General features: G+C 58.7%; 16 protein-coding genes. 9 read left to right on the forward strand and 7 right to left on the reverse strand.

Features of this window, described 5'->3' with window-relative positions; all coding sequences use genetic code 11:
* Positions 1-34: 34 nt before the first annotated feature.
* Positions 35-406 carry an Asp23/Gls24 family envelope stress response protein gene (locus U9R25_11175; protein ID MEA3336464.1) on the reverse strand — a complete coding sequence of 124 codons (372 nt, stop codon included), beginning with the start codon at positions 404-406 and terminating at the stop codon, positions 35-37.
* A 134-nt stretch (positions 407-540) separates the two neighbouring features.
* On the opposite strand from U9R25_11175, the gene rpmB reads away from it, so the two are divergent.
* Positions 541-723, forward strand: a complete 183-nt coding sequence (gene rpmB / locus U9R25_11180) for a 50S ribosomal protein L28 (GenBank protein ID MEA3336465.1) — start codon at positions 541-543, stop codon at positions 721-723.
* Between the two features lie 90 nt (positions 724-813).
* On the opposite strand, the gene rpe is transcribed toward rpmB, so the two are convergent.
* Positions 814-1,503, reverse strand: coding sequence for a ribulose-phosphate 3-epimerase (gene rpe, locus U9R25_11185; protein ID MEA3336466.1), 690 nt, complete (start codon positions 1,501-1,503; stop codon positions 814-816).
* 170 nt (positions 1,504-1,673) lie between these two features.
* The gene (gene rlmN, locus U9R25_11190) at positions 1,674-2,756 is read right to left on the reverse strand and encodes a 23S rRNA (adenine(2503)-C(2))-methyltransferase RlmN (GenBank protein MEA3336467.1); all 1,083 of its coding nucleotides are present in this window, start codon (positions 2,754-2,756) and stop codon (positions 1,674-1,676) included.
* 142 nt (positions 2,757-2,898) lie between these two features.
* Here rlmN and U9R25_11195 point away from each other — a divergent pair, with 142 nt between their 5' ends.
* Entirely contained in the window at positions 2,899-4,326 is a 1,428-nt protein-coding gene (locus U9R25_11195; GenBank protein ID MEA3336468.1) for an RsmB/NOP family class I SAM-dependent RNA methyltransferase, read from the forward strand.
* Between the two features lie 12 nt (positions 4,327-4,338).
* Here the strand turns inward: U9R25_11195 and U9R25_11200 are convergent, their stop codons facing one another.
* Both U9R25_11200 and fabF read right to left on the reverse strand, forming a co-directional pair.
* Positions 4,339-5,637: a beta-ketoacyl-ACP synthase III gene (locus tag U9R25_11200; GenBank protein MEA3336469.1), complete on the reverse strand. Its 1,299-nt coding sequence runs from the start codon at positions 5,635-5,637 to the stop codon at positions 4,339-4,341.
* 27 nt (positions 5,638-5,664) lie between these two features.
* A complete protein-coding gene (gene fabF / locus U9R25_11205; protein ID MEA3336470.1) occupies positions 5,665-6,909 on the reverse strand; it encodes a beta-ketoacyl-ACP synthase II in 1,245 nt (414 codons plus the stop codon).
* Positions 6,910-7,247: 338 nt separating this feature from the next.
* Here fabF and U9R25_11210 point away from each other — a divergent pair, with 338 nt between their 5' ends.
* The 3 genes from U9R25_11210 to U9R25_11220 all read left to right on the forward strand — a co-directional run bounded on the left by U9R25_11210 (position 7,248) and on the right by U9R25_11220 (position 12,638).
* Complete coding sequence (locus U9R25_11210; protein ID MEA3336471.1) at positions 7,248-8,234, forward strand: quinone oxidoreductase; 987 nt, start codon at positions 7,248-7,250, stop codon at positions 8,232-8,234.
* Complete coding sequence (locus tag U9R25_11215) at positions 8,227-10,506, forward strand: 3'-5' exonuclease (GenBank protein MEA3336472.1); 2,280 nt, start codon at positions 8,227-8,229, stop codon at positions 10,504-10,506. The genes U9R25_11210 and U9R25_11215 overlap by 8 nt, the downstream gene beginning before the upstream one ends.
* Positions 10,507-10,742: 236 nt before the next feature.
* Positions 10,743-12,638 carry a S8 family serine peptidase gene (locus U9R25_11220; protein MEA3336473.1) on the forward strand — a complete coding sequence of 632 codons (1,896 nt, stop codon included), beginning with the start codon at positions 10,743-10,745 and terminating at the stop codon, positions 12,636-12,638.
* Between the two features lie 234 nt (positions 12,639-12,872).
* On the opposite strand, the gene U9R25_11225 is transcribed toward U9R25_11220, so the two are convergent.
* On the reverse strand, positions 12,873-13,853 hold the full coding sequence (locus U9R25_11225; GenBank protein ID MEA3336474.1) for a type I 3-dehydroquinate dehydratase: 981 nt from the start codon (positions 13,851-13,853) through the stop codon (positions 12,873-12,875).
* Between the two features lie 346 nt (positions 13,854-14,199).
* Between U9R25_11225 and U9R25_11230 the strand changes: the two genes are divergently transcribed.
* Complete coding sequence (locus U9R25_11230) at positions 14,200-15,330, forward strand: glutamate--cysteine ligase (GenBank protein MEA3336475.1); 1,131 nt, start codon at positions 14,200-14,202, stop codon at positions 15,328-15,330.
* Between the two features lie 185 nt (positions 15,331-15,515).
* Here the strand turns inward: U9R25_11230 and U9R25_11235 are convergent, their stop codons facing one another.
* On the reverse strand, positions 15,516-15,941 hold the full coding sequence (locus U9R25_11235; GenBank protein MEA3336476.1) for a DUF302 domain-containing protein: 426 nt from the start codon (positions 15,939-15,941) through the stop codon (positions 15,516-15,518).
* A gap of 148 nt (positions 15,942-16,089) precedes the next feature.
* On the opposite strand from U9R25_11235, the gene U9R25_11240 reads away from it, so the two are divergent.
* The 3 genes from U9R25_11240 to U9R25_11250 are packed head-to-tail and all read left to right on the forward strand — an operon-like array spanning position 16,090 to position 17,471.
* Positions 16,090-16,713, forward strand: coding sequence for a sigma-70 family RNA polymerase sigma factor (locus U9R25_11240; protein MEA3336477.1), 624 nt, complete (start codon positions 16,090-16,092; stop codon positions 16,711-16,713).
* A complete protein-coding gene (locus U9R25_11245) occupies positions 16,710-16,988 on the forward strand; it encodes a zf-HC2 domain-containing protein (GenBank protein MEA3336478.1) in 279 nt (92 codons plus the stop codon). The genes U9R25_11240 and U9R25_11245 overlap by 4 nt, the downstream gene beginning before the upstream one ends.
* Positions 16,989-17,045: 57 nt before the next feature.
* On the forward strand, positions 17,046-17,471 hold the full coding sequence (locus U9R25_11250; GenBank protein MEA3336479.1) for an OsmC family protein: 426 nt from the start codon (positions 17,046-17,048) through the stop codon (positions 17,469-17,471).
* Positions 17,472-17,546: the final 75 nt, after the last annotated feature.

Consider the following 17,546-nt stretch of genomic DNA (forward strand, 5'->3'; position numbering starts at 1 on the left):
TGTCCATCTCTTATTGAGAAATTGTAAACTGGAACTAGCCTTTGGCAACAAGCTGTTCGTCATCGACGCGCAGGCCTTGCACATGTACATTGATGGCCTCAATCGGGAGGCCGGCCACGTTCTCAAGCGTAAAACGTACCCGCCGCATGACGCCCGCAGCAACCTCGGTGATGCGGGTGCCATATTCGACAATCACGTAGATATCGACAACGATGCCATCTTCACCTCTTTGCACGGTGATACCACGGCGAGCCCCTCGCTGCAATGAGCCGGTCAAACCGGTGATGATGTTTCGGCTGCTCATGCCAACAACACCATAACACTCCTGAACGGCTTCGGCTACCAGGGTGGCGATTGCGCTCGGTGAGACCTCTATTCGGCCTAGGTTTTCATCGGTAAATGTCATTGCAGTTTTGCCGTCCACACAAGAGTTTGCAGAAAATCAGTTGCTATGGTATCATAGCCTCAGTCATGTAGGAGACTGCCCCGAGGCACGGTGCCACGGGGTTTTACTTTGCACGGGAAGCGAGGAATTGGACAATGGCCAAGTGTCAAGTTTGCAGTCGTGGTCCCCAGTTCGGACACAACGTTAGCCACTCTATGCGCCACACAAAACGCCGCTGGAATGTCAATGTGCAGCGCGCTACCATCGTTGTAGATGGCAAACGACGCCGTATGGCAGTGTGCACCAAGTGTCTAAAGACCATGAGCAAGACCCAGTAGTGGGGCCGATAGCAGGGCTATCGGCTCTTGCTTTGGGCACTAGCTCTCCTTAAGGCGTCGGCTTCGCGAGCGGTGCCAATCTCGATACTATTATCCGGGACCTGATAGGGTTCCGGATTTTTTCATGGTCTGTTTCCTCAATTCACGCAATGATGCCCCTACTTCGGGGCCGCGAAATATGGCGCTACCGGCTACCAGAACGGTTGCCCCTGAGGCGACTGCCGGATAGGCAGTCTCGGCGTTGATGCCTCCATCCACCTCAAGCTCGGCTGCAGAGCCTGCCGTTGCGAGCATCTCACTCGCCCGGCGCAACTTGTCGTGCATGGAAGGCAAAAAATACTGCCCGCCAAAACCGGGGTTCACGCTCATAACCAGCAGCAGATCAATCTCCGCAATCACTTCCTCCACCATGGTCAGAGAAGTGCCCGGATTCACCGACACACCTGCCTTAACACCCAAGTCCCTGATTACCTGAACAGCGCGGTGTAGATGAGGCGTCGCTTCTGCATGGACCGTCAGATAGTCCGCACCTGCCTCAGCAAAGGCGGCCAGATAACGTTCTGGCTCCACGATCATCAGGTGCACGTCCAGCGGCAGCCTCGTCACCTTTCGCAACGAACGAAGAACAGGAATGCCGATGGAGATGTTGGGCACAAAGCACCCGTCCATTACATCGAAATGGATCCAATCGGCCCCGGCGGCTTCCGCATCTTGTACCTGATCGCCAAGGCGTGCAAAATCGGCGGCTAACACCGATGCAGCGATTTTTACTGTAGTCATACGCTCCTGATTGTCTCGTTCTCCGCTCCGGAGTTACCCTTCAAAAATCCGGGTAGGACGAATAACCCGGTTATTGTACGCTTGAAAGCCCCTTTTGGCAAAGGGACCGGTCTGAGGGATACCACAAAAAGTGTCCGTTGATCTCAATAAGGTTGTGGGCCTGGCAGCGATTAAAGTACACCCTTCTCCAGGGATCCAGCAACCCGGGCACGCAATTGTCCGCAACCAGCATTGATGTCCACGCCTCTGCGAACTCGCAACGAGGTCACAATGCCGCGGTCGCGCAGAATGCCGGCAAAGATGTCTGCATCCTCCCGTCGGGTTGGCTGGAAAGGAGAACCGGTGACCGGATTGAGCGGGATCAAATTGACGTGACAGAGTAGTCCCTGAAGAAGAAGTGCCATCTCCTCCGCCAGGGCCGGGCTGTCGTTGATATCGCGCATCAGTGCGTATTCGAAGGTAATTCGGCGGTGGGTTCGTTCAATGTAACGTCGAATGGCTGCCATCAGATCGGCAATGGGATAGCGCTGGTTGATCGGGACAAGCTGTTCGCGCAACGCGTCGTTGGGCGCGTGCAGGCTCACCGCCAGGTTTACCTGAAGGCCCTCCTCGGCAAAACGATCGATGCCGGGCACCAAACCGACGGTGCTTACGGTGAGACGTCGTGCCCCCAGTCCAAGCCCGTCAGGACTGGACATGGCTCGCAGTGCTCGCCAGAGGTTGCTGTAGTTGGCCAGCGGTTCGCCCATGCCCATTATCACGACGTTCGTGATGCCACCAGAATCGGGCGTGTTGCTCTGTAACCAGCGCTCGAAGTGTATCACCTGGCCAAGCATTTCTCCTGGGCTGAGATTTCTCTGAAGGCCCATCTGCCCAGTTGCACAGAAGGTGCAGCCTATGGCACATCCAGCCTGGCTACTGACACACACTGTGCGTCGCCGGTTATAGCGCATCAGCACAGCTTCGATCAACTGGCCATCATCGAGTCGCAATAGCGCCTTTGTGGTGTTGCCATCCGATGAGGCCGTCTCCGTCACGGGTACTAATAGATCGATCTGGCTATCCTCGGCAAGGCGGTCCCTCAATGCAGCGGGAAGATTGCTCATCTCAGATGGCGCGCTTACCTGCTTCTTGTAAAGCCAATGTTGGACCTGGCGGGCGCGGTAGGCCGGCTGGCCCCATACGGCCATCTGAGTTTCCATTTCGTGGGGCGTAAGGTCAAGAAGACGCACACGCATTTGCTTTTCGGTCACAATCAACTCGCTATTCCTGGACCAACGATTGGACGCGTAAAAGGCGAGCCACCTGCGCTCGCCCGGTGACATGTAGTATACCGCAGAACGGAATCTCGGTCAAGGGCTGGCATCGCTTCAGAGAGTGTGTTACAATCTGGTTATGCCCAAGAACACCGCATTTCCTCTCGGGTTTTTGGCCCGAATGGCAGAACTCCTGGACGACGATTTTCCTGCCTTCTTGATAGCTCTCGGACAACCCCCTCGCTCTGGTCTCCGGGTGAATACCCTCAAACTGACACGGGATGAGTTTGCGCGGATTAGCCCATGGCCTTTGGAAGTTGTATTCTGGTGCCCCGACGGTTTTCTGCTCGATCGCAAAGCCAACGCTGGCCTGCACCCATTCTACGATGCCGGTCTCTATTATATCCAGGAGCCCAGCACAATGGCTGTGGCGACCCAGTTGGCGCCCCAACCCGGTGAACGGGTGTTAGACCTCTGTGGCGCGCCGGGTGGAAAAGCAACCCATATCGCCGCTCTTTTGGCAGGAGAAGGGATTCTGGTAGCCAACGAAGTCAACTCGAAACGGGCCAAGGTGTTGCGCCGCAGCCTGGCGCGGTGGGGCGCTCGAAACGCAGTGGTTTTGAATGAGACTCCACCACGTCTGGCCCAGCGGTGGCCCGGGGCTTTTGACCGCGTACTCGTCGATGCGCCCTGTTCCGGCGAGGGGATGTTCCGTAAGAAGGAGGAAGCTCGCCAATATTGGAGCAATGCCCATGTGACCGGCTGCGCTGTGCGCCAGAAGGAGATACTGGAGTCTGCGGCTGTCCTGGTCCGCGCCGGGGGACTGCTTGCCTATTCAACCTGTACCTTCGCGCCGGAAGAAAACGAAGGGATCGTGAGCCGTTTTCTGGCTGCCCGGCCCGACTTTGTTCTCGAGGAACCAGTCTGGTTTCCTGGCCTGGAACCTGGGATTCCCGCCTGGGCATCGTGGCCGGCAGACTCTCGCGAGACAACCCTCGACGATCGGGCGCAAACCCTGGTGCACACCATCAGAATGTGGCCGCACAGAGTGGATGGGGAAGGGCACTTTGTTGCACTGTTGCGGCGTGAAGGGGATGATCCGGTCCTGGACTGGCATCTGCCGGAAATCGATGATCTGCCCGATGAGGCGATGGAGCCACTGATGGCGTTCTGGCAGTCGAGTCTGGCAATTCCGCTGCCTGAAGGAATTCTCTTGAGGCCCAGGGATCGCTTCACGGCCGATCTTTTTGCCATACCAGCCGATGCTCCCGCTGTTGACGGATTACGGGTAGGTCGATCGGGATGGCACCTGGGTACGCTGCGAAAAGGCCGCTTCATCCCCTCCTATTCTCTCGCAATGGGCTTGACAGCGACCCAGGCTCATCAGGTGCTTGATGAACCTGCGGGCGGCGAGTGTGTTGCCCGCTACTTGCGTGGCGAAATACTGCCTGTGCCCGGGCCCGATGGCTGGGTTTTGATCTGTGTGACGGGATTTCCTCTGGGCTGGGGCAAACGCAGCAAGAACGTGATCAAAAACCACTATCCCAAGGTCTTCCGCGGCCCGTAAGCAAAAAGCTCGTTACGACTCTTCACTGCTGTTTTCTCTATCGCTGCGGGAATCCCAAACCTCTCGACCAGCATCGATACTTGCTCGCAGACGGCCGCGGCGGGTTGGCGCATCTGCAGGACCCAGGGATGAGGCATAAGCTCGGCGGGCCGCCCGTCGCCACAACGACCGGGCTGATGCGATCTGATACCCCGCTCTTCGCCGTGCCGTTTTCCACCAGGGGGATGGGGGTCGATTGACGGGGGCACACCACTTGATTGCAGTAGCTCCCCAGGTCAAGCCAGCACCGAAGCCGACGAATACGATGTTCTGACCAGGCTCCACCCGTTTGGCCTCGATGGCTTCACAAAGCGCAATGGGGATCGATGCCGTGGATGTGTTGCCATAACGCTCAAGGTTTACGAACACTTTCTCTTCAGGAATCTTGAGTTGTTTTATCACCGAAGACTGAATGATACGCCGATTGGCTTGATGGGGAATCACCAGATCCACTTCGTCCATGGTCATGCCGGCGCGCGCCACCACCCGGCGGGTACCTTCCGCCATGGCCCTGGTGGCAAAACGAAAGACAGCTTTGCCATCCATTTTAAGGTAATGCTGTCCGGAAGCTACCGATTCCAGGGTCGTCGGATTGGCACTGCCGCCACCGGGCAGGATCAGAAGATCTCCCCCTGAGCCATCAGATCCCAGGGCAACCGACATGATACCACCAGGCTCTTCGCTGGCTGCCAGCAAAACGGCGCCCGCGCCATCACCGAACAGGATGCAGGTGCTTCGATCGGTCCAGTCGAGCAGGCGGGAGAGTGTTTCCGAGCCAATCACCATGACATAGTCAGCGTCGCCGGCCAGGATCATGCCCCGTGCCATGGCAAGGCCATAGACAAAGCCCGAACAGGCTGCGCTCAGGTCGTAGGCACCGGCGTTGATGGCACCGAGGGCATCCTGAATCAGACAGGCGGTGGCAGGAAACTGGTAATCCGGCGAGGTTGTGGCGCAGATGATCATGTCGAGAGCGCTGGCCGGCACGTCAGATACCCTCAGCGCGCCGCGAGCTGCTTTCACTGCCAGGCTGGCCGTCGTTTCATCAGGACGAGACACGATGCGTCGTTCAGCAATGCCGGTACGGCTACGAATCCATTCGTCGGTAGTCTTCACAATCTCGGATAGGTCATCATTGGTGACCACCCGGTCAGGCACGTGCATGCCCCACCCGACGATCTGAGCATAACGACCGGGGGCGGTAGATAGTGGAGGGCCGGAACCATTTACTCCGTTTGTTGTTGGGCTTGGTGTTCCATTCATGCTTCTCATGCTTCAAATCCTGGGTTGCCGTCAGGATCAAACCTTGCCGAAAACGAGGCAGGTATTGTGCCCGCCGAACCCAAAAGAGTTTGACATGGCAACATCTATCCTGAGTTGACGAGCGGTGTTTGGCACATAGTCCAGATCACAGGCCGGATCTGGAAACTCATAATTGATCGTCGGTGAAATAACGCTTTCGGTAAGGGCAAGCACGGTGGCAACGGCCTCTACGGCGCCGCCTGCGCCAAGCAGGTGGCCAGTCATTGACTTGATGGAACTCAGTGCCAATCGATAGGCATGATCGCCAAAGAATTTTTTCACGGCCAGAGTCTCGGTAGAGTCGTTCAGCGGCGTGCTGGTGCCGTGGGCATTGATATAACCTACCGACTCGCTCGGTACTCCAGCCTGGCGCATTGCCATGGTCATGGCTTCACAGGCCCCGATACCATCCTCCCGTGGCGCCGTCGCGTGATAGGCATCTGCTGTAATGCCGTAGCCCAACAGCTCACCATAGATGTTGGCTCCCCGGTCACGGGCATGGCTCAGGCTCTCCAGGATCAGCGTCGCACTTCCTTCGCCGATCACGAATCCATCCCGCTGGATGTCAAAGGGCCGGGAAGCGCGCTCGGGCTCATCGTTGCGTGTTGAGAGAGCTCCCATGTTGGCAAAGCCTGCCAGCACCAATTCGTTGATGGCTGATTCCGATCCGCCGGCGATCATGACATCGGCTGCGCCTCGCCGGATGATTTCGGACGCCTCGCCGATTGCCCCGTTGCCGGTAGCACAGGCCAGAGACACCGCAACATTGGGTCCTCGGGCCCCCAGCATTGCGGCAATTTGCCCGGCGGCAGTGTCCAACAATATCGAGGGAATCATGAGGGCACTGACGCGCCGGGGGCCCTTTTCCCGGAGCACTTCCGCTGCATGCAGGAGGGTCGTGATTCCGCCGATACCCGAGCCGATGTGTACGCCCACACGACGAGGATCCTCACTGGCCATGTCCAGACCAGCATCACTCACGGCCTGCATTGTCGAAGCAATGGCGAATTGCGCAAAGCGGTCTGTTCGCCGAACTTCCTTCCGCCCCAAATAGAGGGATGGATCGAAATCTTTCACCTCGGCGGCAATCTGGCTTTTTACCCGACTTGCATCGAAGCTTGTGACAGGCCCGATGCCTGATCGTCCAGCGAGCAGACTTTCCCAGGTCGATGGTACGTCTACTCCAATGGGTGTTACTGCACCCAAACCGGTCACTACTACCCGCTGATTGTCGTTATACAAAATGTTTCTCCGGCCTCTGATATATCATCGGTTAGCGGGTTACCAGACAGGACCTCTGGAAAAAGAGATGCGCATGCGACCCGATTACTTTCGCTTTCTTAACAACAAAAATGCGCTTCGGCCTGCACAACCACTCGACCGTGAGCGCGCCTCAATTATAATCTAAAACACGGATGGCGCAAAAAAGATGCGCACGGTGGAAAAAACACCGAGGTTGCATCGGCAACTGAAGCAGCTCCCATCGCGGCAGGAGAGTGTTTTGGCTGCCGTTTTTCTTTCTGGTACAATGATCAGGTTGAATCACGATCGGATACTGCGTTCAGAGGGAGTTCTATTTCATGAAAGCGATTCGAGTTCACGAGTTCGGCGGGCCTGAGGTGATGAAATTCGAGGATGTACCTTTGCCCGAACCGGGAGAAGGTGAAGCCCGGGTTCGCATCGAGGCAGCGGGCCTCAACTACATTGATACTTACCATAGAACTGGTCTTTACCCGGTAGGGCTCCCCATGACGCCAGGCATGGAGGGAGCGGGTGTGGTTGATACCATCGGCCCTGGCGTTGTCGGTGTTATGCCTGGGGATCGGGTGGCTTACTGCATGGCGCTTGGCGCATACGCCGACTACGCTATCGTGCCCTCCTCGAAATTGGTGCCCCTGCCTGCGGCGGTCAGCAGCGAAGCAGCGGCGGCGGCATTGCTGCAAGGAATGACGGCCCACTACCTGGCTTTGAGCACCTACCCCCTGACGCCAGGGGATAGGGCATTGGTCCACGCCGCGGCCGGCGGTGTCGGACTGCTGTTGGTGCAGATTGCAAAGATCGCGGGCGCCACTGTCTATGGCACTGTGTCGACCGAGGAAAAGGCTCAATTGGCGCGGGAGGCTGGCGCCGACGAGGTGATCCTCTATTCGAAGATGGACTTTGAGCAGGCCATCATGGACCTCACCGATGGTCAGGGTGTCGATGTGGTCTATGACTCAGTGGGGCAATCGACCTTCGAGAAAAGCCTGAATTGCCTGCGCCCCAGAGGCCTGCTGGCGTTGTTCGGCCAGTCCAGCGGACCAGTGCCGCCAGTCGATCTGCAGATACTGAATCAGAAAGGCTCCCTGTTCATCACCCGTCCCACGCTCGGGCACTACGTCATAGACCGCAACGAACTGATGAGCCGGGCCGGCGACGTGCTGATGTGGATGACGGAAGGAAGCCTGGATGTTCGGATCGATCGAACGATGCCCCTGAGCGAGGCGGCAGAGGCCCACCGGCTTTTGCAGGGCAGGAAGACGGCGGGCAAGGTACTTTTGCTTCCCTGGAACGATATTCATGAGTGATATTTTTGCCGGACTCAACGAACAACAGATTGCCGCAGTGTCGGCACCCGAAGGGCCGCTGCTGGTCCTGGCGGGACCGGGCTCTGGCAAGACCCGGGTACTGACCCACCGCATTGCTTTCCTTGTTCAGCAGCAGCATGTGCTACCCTTCCGGTTGATGGCGGTGACCTTTACCAATAAGGCGGCCCGGGAAATGCGCGGCCGGACGGAGTCATTGCTGGGAGGAGAGCTTCGTGGCTTGACGATTGGCACCTTTCACGCCATCTGCGCCCAGATTCTTCGCCGCGAACACCAGCACCTGGGAGTCGAAGGTAACTATGTCATCTTTGACAGGGATGATCAATTACGCACCGTCAAAGGGGTCATCAAGGAACTCAACCTTAGCGACAAGCTCTACAGGCCTCAAGCCATGCTGGGCCATATCAGCCGCTCCAAGAGTGAACTGGTTACACCCGACAGGTATGTCTCCCGAACCTATTGGGAGGAGGTGGCTGGCCGCATTTACAGTCGCTATCAAGCACTGTTGCGCGAGAGCAATGCGCTGGACTTCGACGATCTGCTCATGGAAACGGCCCTGTTGTTGCAGGGCAACGACGAGGTTCGTAAACGCTATTGGGAACGCTATCAGCATGTGCTGGTGGATGAGTTTCAGGATACCAACGTGGCTCAATACGAGCTGGTGAAGCTGTTGGTCGGCAGCGACTCTCCTCGTAACCTCTTTGCTGTTGCCGATGAGGATCAGGCGATCTATGGCTGGCGAGGCGCGGATTATCACAACATCGCCCGTTTGCGCGAGGATTTTCCCGAGATGCGCCAGATTCTCCTGGAACGCAACTATCGCTCCACCCAGCTCATCCTGGACGTGGCGAACGAGATCATCAAACACAATTGGCAGCGAACCCCCAAACGGCTATTTACCGACAACGAAGGTGGGCCGGAGATCACGGTGTTTCAGGCCTACAATGAAACTGAGGAAGCCAGTTACGTGGTCGACGAGATCGCGCGACTCAACCTGGAGGGCAAAGGGACGCCAGGCGACTGTGTGGTGCTCTATCGAACCAATGCCCAGTCCCGCGCCCTGGAGGATGCCTTCGTTCATCGCAATCTGCCCTACAGGCTGGTCGGGGCCACCAGGTTTTACGAGCGGAGAGAGATCAAGGATGCGATCGCTTTCCTGCGCCTGGTGCACAATCCCAGTGACAGTCTGAGCCTGCAGCGAATCGTCAACGTACCGCCCAGGCGCATTGGCAAGACCACGACCACTTACCTGGCCCGTTGGGCTTCCGAGATGGGGCTTTCTCAAGGGCAGGCATTGCAGGTGCTGGCCGGTGAAGGTGAGGCGTTTCGTGACAAAAGCCCCGCTCCCGAGTTCTTCGATAACCCTCCCTTTGGTCGCGGCGCAAAGGGGTCCTTGCTGGCCTTCTGGCATATGCTCCAGGGCTGGCTTGATGTCAAAAATACCCTGACGGTCGGCCAATTGCTGGAGCGGGTGCTGCAGGAGTCGAGCTACGCCACCTGGGTCCGGGATGGCACCGAGGAGGGTGAGGGTCGTTGGGAGAACCTGCAGGAGCTTCGCTCGGTGGCCGCCAACTACAATGAATTTCCGCCAGGGGAGGGCTTGTCTGCCTTTCTGGAAGAGATTGCTCTGGTGAGCGATCAGGACGAGGTGCCTGAAACCCAGGATGTACCGACGTTGATGACCTTGCACACGGCAAAAGGCCTGGAGTTCCCTGTGGTGTTCATTGTAGGGATGGAGGAGGGAATCTTCCCTCACAGCCGCAGCAAGGAGGATCCGGAACGTCTTGAGGAGGAGCGCCGTCTAGCCTATGTGGGTATTACCCGTGCCAAACGTTTTCTTTGTCTGACACACGCCTTCCGGCGTACGCTCTATGGCAATACGGAGATGTATCCTGCCAGCCGATTCCTGGAAGAGATTCCCTCTCATTTGATCAACAGCAAGGGTATGGGCGCACGGAGACGGACTTCGGTGCCGGACCGCAGCGCTCAACGGGCCCGGGCGGGATCGCGGATGACCCGCTGGCAATCTCCGCCGGCTGGAAAACGCGATAGCGGGCAGGCTGAGGCAGGGACTCCGTCCCGAAAGGCTCAGTTCAAGCCTGGACAGCGGGTGAGCCATGGTCTTTTCGGCGAAGGTATCGTTGTCAAGACGGAGTTGGCGGAGGATGATGAGTACGTCAGCGTAGCCTTCCCGGGCAAGGGGATCAAAAAGCTGATGGCCAGCTTCGCCAGGCTGGAAGTGGTGCGCGAATAGTTTCGTCTGCAAGTCACTGCGACGCTACGCCAGCAGGCGCGTACCGTGAGGTAAGGCCACCGAGAGGTGTGAGCGAGCCAGCCGAGGCTTGGTGCAGGTGTTGCTTCGGCCCGAACCCTGGTCCCTAAGAAACTCGCCAAGATCGGCAGGCACCCTGAGCCGGTCCGGAGCTTGCGAGGGACCGTGTCGAAGGGCGCCGCCTGTATCATCGCAAGTGCGATAGGAGATAGCTGAATGTGGGAGTTGATTACATGAGCGGGCAGATGATCAAAAAAACGACCATGGGTTTCCTGCTGGCTTCCCTGCTACTGCTGGCCGGCCCCCTGCCCCAGCGCTCGTCGGCCCGCGTCACCATCCCGGCGACGGGCGGGAGCGCTTCCCGCGGTGACCAGGATCGCTGGCAGGACAAGGTGGTACCCGACTTGTTGGCGGACACGGCCGGCGGGGAGCGGGCCAGCTTTCTGGTGATCATGGCAGCCCAGGCCGAACTGGGTCACGCCGACCGTTACCTCGACAAGGATGACAGGAGCCGCTTCGTCTACGAAAGGCTGACCCGTACGGCGCTGGCCAGCCAGAAGCCGCTGCAGGCCTGGCTGGACCGCCGGGACATCCCCTATCGATCCCACTACCTGATCAACATGCTGGCCGTCGAGGGGGACCAGGGGGTGCTGGAGGCGTTGGCGCGCCGGGCCGACATCGCCCAGATCCGGGCCAACCGGGCCGCGCCCGGCATTCCGCCGGCCGAAAGGATCGCCCCCGATCTCCAGGCACCGGGCCTTTTCAGTTTCGACGGGATGGCGACTCCCCGGACGCCCGATAGCCCATCCAACACCGAATGGGGAGTCGATTTCGTCAACGCGCCCGCTGTGTGGAGCACCTACGGCATCCGGGGCGAAGGAATCGTCGTTGCCAACAACGACACCGGGGTAGACTGGGACCATCCTGCCCTGATCGGTGCCTATCGCGGCTGGGACGGCACGTCGGCGGACCACAACTACAACTGGTTCGATCCCTTTGGCGGCGATGTTGATTGCCCCGATCCGACGGTGCCCTGCGATGACCATGGCCATGGCACCCATACCAACGGCAGTGCGGTGGGTGACGACGGCGGCGACAACCAGATCGGGGTCGCGCCCGGGGCCCAATGGATCGGCTGTCGCAACATGGACAGCGGGGTCGGTACCCCCGAGTCCTATACCAGTTGTTTCGAGTTCCTGCTGGCCCCCTTTCCGCCCGGAGGAGATCCCCTGACCCAGGGCAATCCAGACCTGGGCGCCCATATTGTCAATAATTCCTGGGGTTGTCCCCCCAGCGAGGGGTGTGATCACTTCACCCTGCGCCAGGTGGTGCAAAACGTGCGGACCGCAGGCGTGTTGGTCGTTGCTTCGGCCGGCAATAACGGGTCCGCCTGCACCAGTGTGCTCTATCCGATCGGTACCTACGATGCCAGCTTCACTGTGGGCAACGTCAACTCGTCCGGGACCATTGCCGGCAACAGCAGCCGTGGGCCGGTGGAGTTCAACGGTACGGATATCGCCAAGCCGGATATCTCCGCGCCGGGCACCAATGTCCGGTCTTCAAGGCCAGGCGGCTACGGCTTTGCTTCAGGCACCTCGATGGCCGCGCCTCATGTGGCTGGCACTGCCGCGCTGCTCTGGTCAGCTGAACCGGAATTGATCGGCCAGATCGGCGCGACCGAGTATATCCTGACCCAGACGGCCGATCATGTGGCATCCACCGCCTGTGGTTCCGATGGTGTGCCCAACAACACCTACGGCTGGGGCTATGTGGATGCGCTGGCCGCGGTGCAGGCAGTCCTGGAGCCGGCCCAGGTGACGGGGCAGGTCACCGAGAGCCAGTTCCGCTGCGACCCCAGCGCCACCGCCCTGGTGCCGGGCGCCCAGCTTACCTTTGAACACGCCTGGCTGGAGGATGTGACCATCGTTGTCGCCGTCGATGGGACCTTCGCCACCACCCTGGCGCCCGGCCGTTACACGGTGAGCATGGTCGATCCCGCGGGCAACGAGTCGCCCGATTATACCGTCTGGCTGCTGGGCAACCGCGACAACCCCCTCGTTTTCTCTCCCATGGCCTGCCAGTTTTTACCAGAGCTGAATGGCGCGGAATCCTGAGCCTCGATCAATCCAACTCCCAAGACTGGACCTATCAAGTAGACCGCTCACTGCAAGGCACAACTATGTAAGCGGTTCGGGTCGGCCCTTGCGCAGATGGCCCAGGTATTGCCAGGTCTAGATCGAATTGAATTGCACGTTGTAGAGTGCTGACCGAGCAACAGGAGTCGAGGCTTTAGCCGGTCTTGCTCGGTCGGTTTCTGTCACCGGCTGTGGCAGCTTCGGGTTGTCTTCTTACCTGTCGGCCAGCACCGACAGCGCTTCTCTCAGATCCCCGGCAGGCTCGAACGGTTCCTGTGCCAGGCGAGCCATCTGCAGGCCGCCCTCTTCCATGGTGGACTCCAGCAGGCAGCCGGCCAGGGGCAACACCCCGCGAATGGCTGACCATGCGTCTTTCGGGGTTTCGTTGGGTCCAAGCTGCATGGGGATCAATACCGCATCCATGCCACGGCGGTCCAGCCAGTCGTTTCCGGTAATCAGCCGGGGGGACCCGTTGGCAGCCTGGCCCATCAGGCCGATCAACGCAGTATGGCAGGTGATTTGCTCCACGCGGTAGATGTCGAGCATGTCGCCGGCAGTGATCTGGCCCGGGGCGGTGGCCGAGAGGGAGGTGTGGCCGTCCGGCATGGCAATGGGGTCAGGGGCGGCGAAGCTCAACAGGGCGTTGCTGTAGCGGAAGGCAACAATTCGACTGAGCAACCCATACTGGCCCATGGCGATGGCAATGGTGGGTGCCGCGGCGCTGGCCAGCAGTTCGAGCACCGGGGCTACGTCGGCCAGTTTCCTGGCATTGCCCACCACCTTCACCACGTCGGCGCCGGCCGCACGCATCTGGGCGGCGGTGGCCGCCAGCCCGGCAGGCATGGCGTCGAAATCGTGGCGGGAGAGGATCAACCGGGTTCGGCTGCGATCCAGGGAGGCGACTGTCTGCAGGGAATCCCATTCGAGATCGATGTAAGCCGGGCCCAGGCACGCGGCCTCCTGCAACACGGCCAGCCGCTCCCCCTCTGTGCCCCGCCAATTGCCCCCTTCCCGCGGGGGCCGGCAGGTCACAATAACCGGTAAAGGGGAATCCCTCAGCAGCCCGGCCAGGTCGAAGCGCTGCATCAGGTCCAGGCGCAGCTCAGCCAGGTCGGCGGTCCCGGCTGCCTGGGCCATGGCCAGGCGCGCGCTGGCGGTATCGGGAGCGGCGATAGCAACTGCAAGAAAAGTCATAGGGAACTCCTGCCAACCATTGTAGTCGATTGCCAGCGGCCGGCAAGTTGCGAATCAGGGGACAGAGGGCCAGGAGCGGGTCAGGAAATGGCTGGAAGCCATGATTGAAAAGAGGACTGCCGCCGGCCAGAAGAGGGCGGACGACAGACCGCTGACTGCCGCCGGCGGTCTGTTGGCAGCGGCCACAGCCATAATTTGAGGATTCCGCCGATATTGGCTATCATAGCATGACAGGCTGCCCTTGTGACCGGAGAGCAGCTGGGCATGCTCCGGCGGACTGCAGCATGACGCGGTCCAGTTCCCTTTTGATCGGCCTGTCTAACAGCAAGAAGGGGTGACAGAATCTATGCGTTTTTCCTACGGCATCGAGCATGAGGTAGCGTTTCTGAACGGCGAGGGCAGGTTTGCCGACTTCAGCAATACTCAGTTCTCCGAGTTTGACCGGATCATCCAGGCCTTGCCGACCTTCCCTGGCGATTATCCCCAGCTGCGGGTGGGTGATGCCGGGATCAAGGTCAAACGCTGGTACATCGAGGGCTTCGAGCGCTTTGCCGACAGCGAGGATGTAGTAGACTGCGCGCCCAAGGGCATCGAGATTCGCACCACCATCCATCCAACGATTGCTGGGGCCATCGCTGAACTTTCCGAGAGCTTTGAGCTTTTGTGCCAGGTGGCCGCTGCTTCCGGGTTCAAGCCCGTGTGGACCAGCTTCAATCCGTTTCAGACCACCTTCGAACCAGATCCGCCCTTGAATCCCTATGAACTGCGACGCCGTGAAACTTCGCCGGAAATGCAGACGGCCGAGATTCCCATGCTGACCTACGGACCCGATCTGAGCATCTCTGCAGACGGCCTGGTCCTGGACCGGCAGATCGACATCGGACGCAAGTTGACCTACTATAGCCCGGCATTGCTTCCCTTCAGCTTTAGTTCCCCCTTTTTCGATGGAAAGCTCTGGGACGGCTATTCGGTGAGGACCTACGTGCGCACCGGGCCACGCCCGGCCTGCATGGTGTTCATCGACGATCCGGCCAGGATGATCGAGAGTTACCCTTCCCTTACCCAGATGGCGCGCGTGCCGGCCGAGACGGGGCGCATTGAATTCAAGGCCTTCGATAGCTGCGCCGACTTTTCCCTTTATGCTGGCCTCCTTGTGTTGCTCAAGGGCCTTGTCCTGGACGAGACGCTGCCTGGGCGGGCGACCGTGCCCGACGCCGCCTTGCACCAGCAGGCTGCGCGGGCAGGCTTCGACGATCCGCAGGTACTGGAGTCGGCCCACCGGGTGATGGAGGCGGCAGCGGCGGCGCTCTTGGACGATGACGACCGGCGTTTTCTGGCCCCGTTACACGGGTTGCTCGAGAGCAGGCGAACGCCCGCGCACCAACTGATCGACGCTTTCAAGGTTTCAGGATCAATCGAAAAGGCATTGAGACAACCTTACGAGACCAGGGAGTCGAGTCATGATCTATACCGCTGACCGCATTTTCGTCTTCGCGGTCCAGCGTTTCACGTCGTCAGGGATATCGGTTGTCATCATGGCGCTTCCATTGGAGTTCACCCGGTGGTACAATGGCACCTGAGGCTAGCGGGCGATCGATCCTGGAATCAAAAGCGCCCGGTTTACCTGCCGGGCGCTTTCTAATGGCCAACGATCGCTGGTGATCAGGCGGCCACAGCATACTGCTTCTTCACAGCGTCGATGGCGGCCTTTAGTTTGCTGCCGGCAGCTTCGGCCACCTGCTCCAGTTCCGGGTTGCCAACGATACTCATTGCCACCACGGGGTTGAGTGCCGAAACGGTGCAGGTGCCATCCTTGTTCTCGTAAACAACCACGTTGCAGGGCAAGAGCAGCCCGACCGACTGATCTGCTTCCAGTGCCCGGTGAGCTAACGGTGGGTTGCAGGCACCCAGGATCACATAACGGTGGTAGTCCAGGTCAAGTTTTTGCTTCAATATGGCCTTGACGTCGATTTCGGTCAACACGCCAAAGCCCTGTTCTTTCAGGGCGGCAACGGTTTTTTCGACAGCTTGATCGTAATCCAGATTCAATACAGTTGTGATGCCAAGGGACTCTTCTGTTGACGTCATGGCGAGCTCCTTTTGAGGAAATTTGGATTCAGGGTTTTGCCTTCTGTAACTATTGCAAACTATTCGATGCAGGAAACCGCCATTTGGTTTCGTCTGCCTATCGCTGATCTCGACAACTGTAACCTCCAGGTGGGAAGTACCATCCAATATGACAGGAATAACGGTCGATCTAAACATCTATGAAGATGAAGAAGCGTTGGTTCAGGCGCTACATGCAGGCGATAAGCACGCTTGTGCCTGTATGATCAAGCACCATGCTCCCCAGATGTACGCGGTCGCAATGCGTATCATGGGGGATCCTCATGAAGCGGAAGAGGTGCTGCAGGAAGCATTTATCAGTGCCTGTCGCAAGGCCGACACATTTCAAGGCCGCAGTAAACTGAGTACCTGGCTGTATCGCATCACGACCAACGCCGCATTGATGCGATTGAGAAAGAGGCGGGATAATACAGTCTCCCTGGACGAACCGCACTTGACCGATGAAGGAGTTGAGTTTCCCAAACAGTTGGGCGACTGGTCTGTCGATCCCAGCCAGCAGGCTTTGAGCGCCGAATTGCGAGAGGTCATGGAGGAGGCGGTGCAGCAGTTACCAACCTCGTTGCGGACTACCTTCATCTTGCGTGATATTCAGGGTCTGACCACCCAGGAAACAGCCGATGCGCTTGAAATTTCCCCCGGTGCCGTCAAGGTTCGCTTGCATCGGGGCAGGCTCAAGTTAAGGGAACTGTTGGCCGGCTACCTGGCTGGTCAATCGGAAGAGGTGGCAACATGAGCGAAGACAATCAAACTCTTGAGGATGGTCCTGCCTACGGCACCTGCCGCGAAATGTTGTCGGACCTGAGCGCCTACCTGGATGGCGATCTGGACGATGCGTTGTGCCTTGAGATTGAGCGCCACATGACCGATTGCGAGGACTGTCGTGTGGTGGTCGACACGCTTCGGAAGACTGTCATGCTCTATCACAGGTTACCTCCGGAGCCTTTACCTGATGATGTGGAGGATCGGCTCTTTAAGCAACTGGACTTGAGTGAGTACCTGAATTCCTGATACGAAAGCGAAAACGCCATCCTGCGCCGACAGGTGGCAACAAATTAAGGAGACAACATGACACGGGTTACCGCGACCTGGCAGCAGGAAGATTACCTACTTGAAGCGGAAAACGAAAGTGGCAACAGGATTATGCTCGACTCCTCCGCCCACGTCGGGGGAAAAAACCGGGGAGCCCGTCCCCTGCAGCTTCTTTTGATGGGCCTGGCCGGCTGCACCAGCATGGATGTGATCAGTATTCTCAAAAAAAAGCGTCAGCCGTTAGAGGATTTCCAGGTGATCGTGACCGGGGAACAGGCCGACCAGCATCCCAAAGTGTATACAAAGATTCATATCGAATACATCGTTACGGGAGACGTTAGCGAGAAGGCGGTCCAGAGGGCCATTCAGCTTTCGGAAGACATCTACTGCCCGGCGTCTGCCATGTTGCGCCAGGCGGCTGAGGTAACCAGCAGTTATCAGATCATTGCACCTGAAAAATAACAATGCCCCTCCTGGGTTGGGGAAGGAGATCCAGGACGGGCATTGATGCCTGCATTGAAAAAGCCAGGTTCTGGC

The organism is Chloroflexota bacterium, from assembly GCA_034717495.1.
In the GTDB taxonomy this organism is placed as follows: domain Bacteria; phylum Chloroflexota; class Anaerolineae; order JAAEKA01; family JAAEKA01; genus JAYELL01.